The sequence below is a fragment of the Rhodococcus sp. NPDC057014 genome (genome assembly GCF_042673295.1).
In the GTDB taxonomy this organism is placed as follows: domain Bacteria; phylum Actinomycetota; class Actinomycetes; order Mycobacteriales; family Mycobacteriaceae; genus Rhodococcus_F.
In genome coordinates, this window is record NZ_JBHUSF010000407.1 from 1 (window position 1) to 6,715 (window position 6,715).

General features: G+C 65.5%; 6 protein-coding genes and 1 pseudogene. All 7 read left to right on the plus strand.

All coding sequences use genetic code 11. From position 1 onward, the window contains the following. Window positions 1-290, plus strand: a pseudogene (locus tag ACFTZB_RS41070) (dihydrolipoyl dehydrogenase); the annotation flags it as partial. Window positions 291-319: 29 nt separating this feature from the next. Then, on the plus strand, window positions 320-1,342 hold the full coding sequence (gene lipA, locus ACFTZB_RS41075) for a lipoyl synthase (protein WP_378441002.1): 1,023 nt from the start codon (window positions 320-322) through the stop codon (window positions 1,340-1,342). Between the two features lie 363 nt (window positions 1,343-1,705). Beyond that, window positions 1,706-2,917 carry a M24 family metallopeptidase gene (locus ACFTZB_RS41080; protein ID WP_378441004.1) on the plus strand — a complete coding sequence of 404 codons (1,212 nt, stop codon included), beginning with the start codon at window positions 1,706-1,708 and terminating at the stop codon, window positions 2,915-2,917. Window positions 2,918-3,105: 188 nt separating this feature from the next. After that, window positions 3,106-4,200 (plus strand): Re/Si-specific NAD(P)(+) transhydrogenase subunit alpha, encoded by a 1,095-nt coding sequence (locus ACFTZB_RS41085; RefSeq protein ID WP_378441006.1) that lies wholly within the window; start codon window positions 3,106-3,108, stop codon window positions 4,198-4,200. Between the two features lie 32 nt (window positions 4,201-4,232). Further along, complete coding sequence (locus ACFTZB_RS41090) at window positions 4,233-4,364, plus strand: hypothetical protein (protein WP_378441008.1); 132 nt, start codon at window positions 4,233-4,235, stop codon at window positions 4,362-4,364. Continuing rightward, window positions 4,365-4,694, plus strand: a complete 330-nt coding sequence (locus tag ACFTZB_RS41095; RefSeq protein WP_378431630.1) for an NAD(P) transhydrogenase subunit alpha — start codon at window positions 4,365-4,367, stop codon at window positions 4,692-4,694. Further along, window positions 4,694-6,118, plus strand: a complete 1,425-nt coding sequence (locus ACFTZB_RS41100; RefSeq protein ID WP_378441010.1) for an NAD(P)(+) transhydrogenase (Re/Si-specific) subunit beta — start codon at window positions 4,694-4,696, stop codon at window positions 6,116-6,118. Before ACFTZB_RS41095 ends, ACFTZB_RS41100 begins: the two co-directional genes overlap by 1 nt. Window positions 6,119-6,715: the final 597 nt, after the last annotated feature.

Here is a 6,715-nt window from a genome sequence, read left to right on the forward strand (position 1 = left end):
GCTACGACGTCAAGGTCGCGACGTTCCCGTTCGCCGCCAACGGCAAGGCGCACGGCCTCGGCGATGCCACCGGCTTCGTCAAGCTGATCGCCGACACGAAGTACGGTGAGCTGATCGGCGGCCACCTGATCGGACCCGACGTCTCCGAGCTGCTGCCCGAGCTGACCCTCGCGCAGAAGTGGGACCTCACGGTGGGCGAGCTGGCTCGGAACGTGCACACGCACCCCACGCTGTCCGAGGCCCTGCAGGAGGCCATCCACGGCCTCGCCGGGCACATGATCAACTTCTGACCAATCCGACCCCGACGAAGCGATATCGCATGACGATCACCCCGGACGGACGCAAGTTGCTGCGCCTCGAGGTCCGAAACGCGGAGACTCCGATCGAACGCAAACCGAACTGGATCCGTACCCGCGCGCGGATGGGGCCCGAGTACTCGGAACTGAAGGGCCTGGTCCAACGCGAGGGTTTGCACACCGTCTGCGAAGAAGCCGGCTGCCCCAACATCTACGAATGCTGGGAAGACCGCGAGGCGACGTTCCTCATCGGCGGCCAGCAGTGCACCCGCCGTTGCGACTTCTGCCAGATCGACACCGGCAAACCCACCGACCTCGACCGCGACGAACCGCGCCGCGTCGCCGAATCCGTGCAGGCGATGGGACTGCGGTACTCCACCATCACCGGCGTCGCCCGCGACGACCTCCCCGACGGCGGCGCCTGGCTCTACGCCGAAACCGTCCGCCAGATCCACGCTCTGAACCCCGGCACCGGCGTCGAGAACCTCATCCCCGATTTCAACGGCAAGCCGGAGCTGCTCGCCGAGGTGTTCGACTCCCGCCCCGAGGTCCTCGCCCACAACCTCGAGACCGTGCCCCGGATCTTCAAGCGGATCCGGCCCGCGTTCCGGTACGAACGCTCCCTCGGCGTGATCACCGCCGCCCGCGAGGCCGGGCTGATCACCAAGTCCAACCTGATCCTCGGCATGGGCGAGACCCCCGAGGAGGTCCACCAGGCGATGGAAGACCTGCACGCCGCCGGCTGCGACATTCTCACCATCACCCAGTACCTGCGCCCCTCCCCCCGGCATCACCCCGTCGAGCGGTGGGTCAAGCCCGAAGAGTTCGTCGAACACTCCCAGGCCGCCGAGGAGATCGGGTTCGCCGGCGTCATGGCCGGACCGCTCGTCCGCTCGTCGTACCGCGCCGGCCGCCTCTACGCGCAGGCGATGGCCCACCACGGCCGCGAATTGCCTGCTGGACAGGCGCATCTCACCGAAGGTGGTGACGCCTCGCAGGAAGCCAGCATGCTGATCAGCCGACGGCCGTCGGCGCGTGCGACCTGATCGGTCCTTCGGCTCCCACGCAGTTCACACACCTTTCTCCGGGTGACGCTTGACACTGGCCGAGGGCTCCGTGCATGCTGTCATTGCAAAGGATTGCAATAGGATCGTGCTGGGACTTCGTAACCGGACTGGCCAGAACCGCGAACAGGAATGGGTCTTCGAGGATCGCGGTCTCGGCGGCGTGGTGACGGTCCAGCGGGGCCGACGCAGGGACAAGCGATGCACAGCTACGACTTCCGCTGACAGCCCAACAGTTTCACAAGAACGCGGCGCTCCGCCGCCCGATCGACCGTCGACTCCCGCGACGCATCAGGAAGGTATCCGATGACGATACAGACGCGACCTCTCGCAGCACCTGGACACATGAGTGTCGACTACGAAGAGCGAGTGGACTTCGCTCGCCTCCGCGACTACCGCCTCGCCCGGGCGAAGGCGTCGCTGGACGCCAGCGAATGCGGTGCGTTTCTGCTGTTCGACTTCTACAACATCCGGTACACCACGCAGACCTGGATCGGCGGCGCGCTCGGCGACAAGATGTCGCGCTACGCCTTGCTGACGCGGTCGGAGGATGCGCCGTACCTGTGGGACTTCGGGTCGGCAGTGCGGCACCACCAGCTGTATTCGAACTGGCTGCCGGACGATAACTGCCGTCCCGGCATGCTCGGGCTCCGCGGCGGCGTTGCTCCCTCGGCCGGCTTGATGGAAACCGCTGTTCGCGAGATCAAGGGCCTGCTCGAGGACGCCGGCGTGGCGGACCTGCCTGTGGGTATGGACATCGTGGAGCCGCCGTTCCTGTTCGAGATGCAGCGCCAGGGGCTCAAGGTGGTCGACTGCCAGCAACTGATGCTCGATGCTCGCCAGATCAAGTCTCAGGACGAGATCATGCTGTTGTCGCAGGCTGCGGCGATGGTGGACGGGGTGTACCAGGACATCGTCGAGATCCTCAAGCCCGGTATCCGGGAAAACCAGATCGTTGCGCACGCCAGCAAGCGCCTCTACGAAATGGGATCGGACCAGGTCGAGGCGATCAATGCGATCTCCGGTGAACGGTGCAACCCGCACCCGCACAACTTCACCGACCGCCTGATCCGTCCCGGCGACCAGGCATTCTTCGACATTATCCACAGCTACAACGGCTACCGCACCTGCTACTACCGCACTTTCGGTGTGGGCAGCTCGACCCCCAGCCAGCGCGACGCCTACACCAAGGCCCGTGAATGGATGGATGCCTCCATCGAAATGATCAAGCCGGGCGTGAGCACCGCCCAGGTCGCCGAAGTGTGGCCCAAGGCAGAGGAATTCGGGTTCGATAACGAACTCGCTGCCTTTGGTCTGCAGTTCGGCCACGGCCTCGGCCTCGGCCTGCACGAACGGCCCATCATCTCCCGCCTCAACAGCATGAAGGAGCCGGTCGAGCTGCAGGAAGGCATGGTGTTCGCACTTGAGACCTACTGCCCGGCCAGCGACGGATTCTCCGCGGCACGAATCGAAGAGGAGGTCGTCGTTACCGCCAACGGCCCTCAGGTGCTCACCCTGTTCCCCGCCCAGGAACTCTTCGTCGCCAACCAGTACTGACCGCACCATCCTCCCGAAAGTGGGAGAGCCGGGCAGACGAATCGTCGACCGGCATACACAACTCGGCTCGAGGGGGCTCTTGAGCCGGAAACCCGGTCGGGGCGTGGGACACAGAAACCCGCGCCCCGAGCGCATATCTCGAGCAGTACATGCAGGCAGTCAACGACAGCAGAAAGAGGAGGACAACCGTGACAGCAAACCGGTCCTCGGTGCGTATCGGCGTTCCTCGGGAGTCGACCGATGGTGAGCGTCGGGTGGCGTTGGTGCCGAAGGTTGTGGCGTCGTTGATCGCGAAGGGCGTCGACGTGGTGGTCGAGTCGGGTGCCGGGTTGGGCGCGCTGATCCCGGACGAAGCCTATAAGGAAGCCGGCGCGACGATCGGGGATTCGTGGTCGGCGGAGGTGATCGTGAAGGTCGCGCCGCCGTCGGACGAGGAGGTGGGCCGGTTGCATGCCGGGCAGACCCTGATCGGGTTCCTCACCCCCCGCAACCAGGACAACCAGGTCGCCGCGCTGAAGGCGGCCGGGGTGGCGGCGTTCGCGGTGGAGGCGATCCCGCGGATCTCCCGCGCCCAGGTGATGGACGCGCTCTCGTCGCAGGCGAACGTCTCCGGCTACAAATCGGTGCTGCTCGCGGCGTCCGAGTCGACCCGGTTCTTCCCGATGCTCACCACCGCCGCGGGCACCGTCAAGCCGGCCACGGTGCTGGTCCTCGGGGTCGGGGTCGCCGGCCTGCAGGCGCTCGCCACGGCGAAGCGTCTCGGCGGCCGGGCCACCGGCTACGACGTGCGCCCCGAGGTCGCGGACCAGGTCCGCTCCGTCGGTGCGCAGTGGCTCGATCTCGGGATCGACGCCGCCGGTGAGGGCGGCTACGCCCGCGAGCTGACCGAGGCGGAACGGGCGGCCCAGCAGCAGGCGCTCGAGGACGCGATCAAGGGTTTCGACGTGGTGATCACCACCGCCCTGGTCCCGGGCCGCCCGGCACCGCGGTTGGTGACCGCCGCCGCGGTGGAGGGCATGAAACCCGGCTCGGTGGTGGTCGACCTGGCCGGCGAGACCGGCGGTAACTGCGAACTCACCGAACCCGGTCAGACCGTGATCAAGCACGGGGTGACGATCTGCTCGCCGCTGAACCTGCCCGCATCCATGCCCGAGCACGCCTCCGAGCTGTACTCGAAGAACATCTCCGCGTTGCTGGAGCTGATGCTCGTCGACGGGGCGCTGGCCCCCGATTTCTCGGACGAGGTCCTCGCCGCGTCCTGTGTCACCCACACTTCCTCATAGCCCGGTCACCCTGCCCACGCCAGGAGACACACATGCAATCACTCATCGCGCAGATGCGCAGATACCTCACCGAACTTCTCGCGAACGCCGAACTCACGTTGGTCGGCCCGCTCTTCGACCCGGCCATGTTCCACGAGAACGCAATCGACCAGGCAGGCTCCTAGATGTATACCGAATTGTTGGCGAACATCGCGATCCTGGTGTTGTCCGGGTTCGTGGGGTTCGCGGTGATCTCCAAGGTCCCGAACACGTTGCACACCCCGCTGATGTCGGGCACGAACGCCATCCACGGCATCGTGGTGCTCGGCGCCCTGGTGGTGCTCGGCAAGGTCGACAACCCCCCGTGGGGGCTGCAGGTGATCCTGTTCGTCGCCCTGGTCTTCGGAACGATCAACGTGGTCGGTGGTTTCGTGGTCACCGACCGGATGCTGGCGATGTTCAAGTCCAAGCCGGCCGCCCCTGCTGCTGTGTCTGAGAAGGGTGGGGACCGGTAATGGAGTACCTCGTCAACGTGCTCTACATCGTGGCGTTCTCGATGTTCATCTACGGTCTGATGGGTCTGACCGGCCCGAAGACCGCGGTCCGCGGTAACCAGATCGCCGCGGTCGGCATGGGTGTGGCCGTGGTCGCCACCCTGATCTCGATCCGGGACACCTCCAACTGGGTGCTGATCGTGTCCGGTCTGGTGATCGGTGTCGTCCTGGGTGTGCCGCCGGCATTGCGGACGAAGATGACCGCGATGCCGCAGCTGGTGGCGCTGTTCAACGGTGTCGGCGGTGGCACCGTCGCGTTGATCGCGTATGCGGAGTTCCTGGACTCGGACGGGTTCACCGCCTTCTCCCATGGTGAGTCGCCGACGGTGCACATCGTCATCGCGTCGCTGTTCGCGGCGATCATCGGGTCGGTGTCGTTCTGGGGCAGCGTGATCGCGTTCCTGAAGCTGCAGGAAACCCTCCCCGGGCGGCCGATCGGCATCGGCAAGCTGCAGCAACCCCTCAATGCGGTGCTGCTGATCGGGGCCGTCGCACTGGCGGTGATCATCGGGATCAAGGCGATCGACCCGACCGCACCCACCAGCCAGTGGTGGATCGTCGGGGTGCTGCTGCTGGCAGCGGTGCTCGGGTTGATGGTGGTGCTGCCGATCGGCGGCGCCGACATGCCCGTCGTCATCTCCCTGCTCAACGCGCTCACCGGTCTGTCCGCCGCGGCGGCGGGTCTGGCGCTCAATAATCAGGCGATGATCGTGGCCGGGATGATCGTCGGGGCGTCGGGTTCGATCCTGACGAACCTGATGGCGAAGGCGATGAACCGGTCCATCCCGGCGATCGTGGCCGGCGGGTTCGGTGGCGGCGGCGCCGCGGCGGCGGTCGGCGACGGCACCGCGAAGACGGCGAAGGCGACGTCGGCGGCGGACGCGGCGATCCAGATGGCGTACGCCAACCAGGTCATCGTCGTTCCCGGGTACGGGTTGGCGGTGGCGCAGGCTCAGCACGCGGTCAAGGACATGGCCAAGCTGCTCGAGTCGAAGGGTGTCGAGGTCAAGTACGCCATCCACCCGGTGGCGGGGCGGATGCCCGGGCACATGAACGTCCTGCTGGCCGAGGCCGACGTCGAGTACGACGCGATGAAGGAAATGGACGACATCAACGACGAGTTCTCGCGGACCGATGTCACCCTGGTGATCGGCGCGAACGATGTCACCAACCCGGCCGCCCGCAACGATCCGTCCAGCCCGATTCACGGGATGCCCATTTTGAATGTGGATCAGTCGAAGTCGGTGATCGTGCTGAAGCGGTCGATGAACTCCGGATTCGCCGGCATCGACAACCCGTTGTTCTTCGCCGACACCACCTCGATGCTGTTCGGGGACGCGAAGAAGTCGGTCTCCGAGGTCACCGAGGAACTCAAAGCCCTGTAACGGGTTCGCGAAAGCCGTTCGGGTACTGGCTATCCGCACTCCTGTCACCGATGACCAGCGTGCGTTTCGTCCTTCGAGGCAAGCGAAATGCACGCCGGTCGTCGATTCGGCGGTCGACAAGATCTGTTCGGGCGCTCAAGGCGAGTGGGGTGAAGAGCCGCACCGCTGACGGCATCGGCGAGTGCAACACCCGCGAGATTGAAAATCGCGCTGCACGCACTCGACCGTGCGCTGTGACTGCTGCGCACACACGACCATGGTGTGACGCTTGACACTCACCAGTCGGATGGGCGAGACTTCTCGATAGCACATATGCAAAGGATTGCATCAGGCTCCGGACCGTCGACCGAGGTATCGCGACGAAGCCAATGCCCTTCAGATCAGGAGCACTCGAATGAGGAAACGTACTCTCGCATTCGGCGTAGCAGTGTCAACTGCAGCCATGGTTCTCGCCGGGTGCGGGAATGGTGGGTCCGGGGGCAGCGGGGAGAAGGTGTTCATGTTGTTGCCGAACTCGACGACCACGCGGTTCGAGCAGCGGGATGCGCCGTTGTTCACCGACTACATGAAGCAGTTCTCCCCGGATGCGTCGGTGAC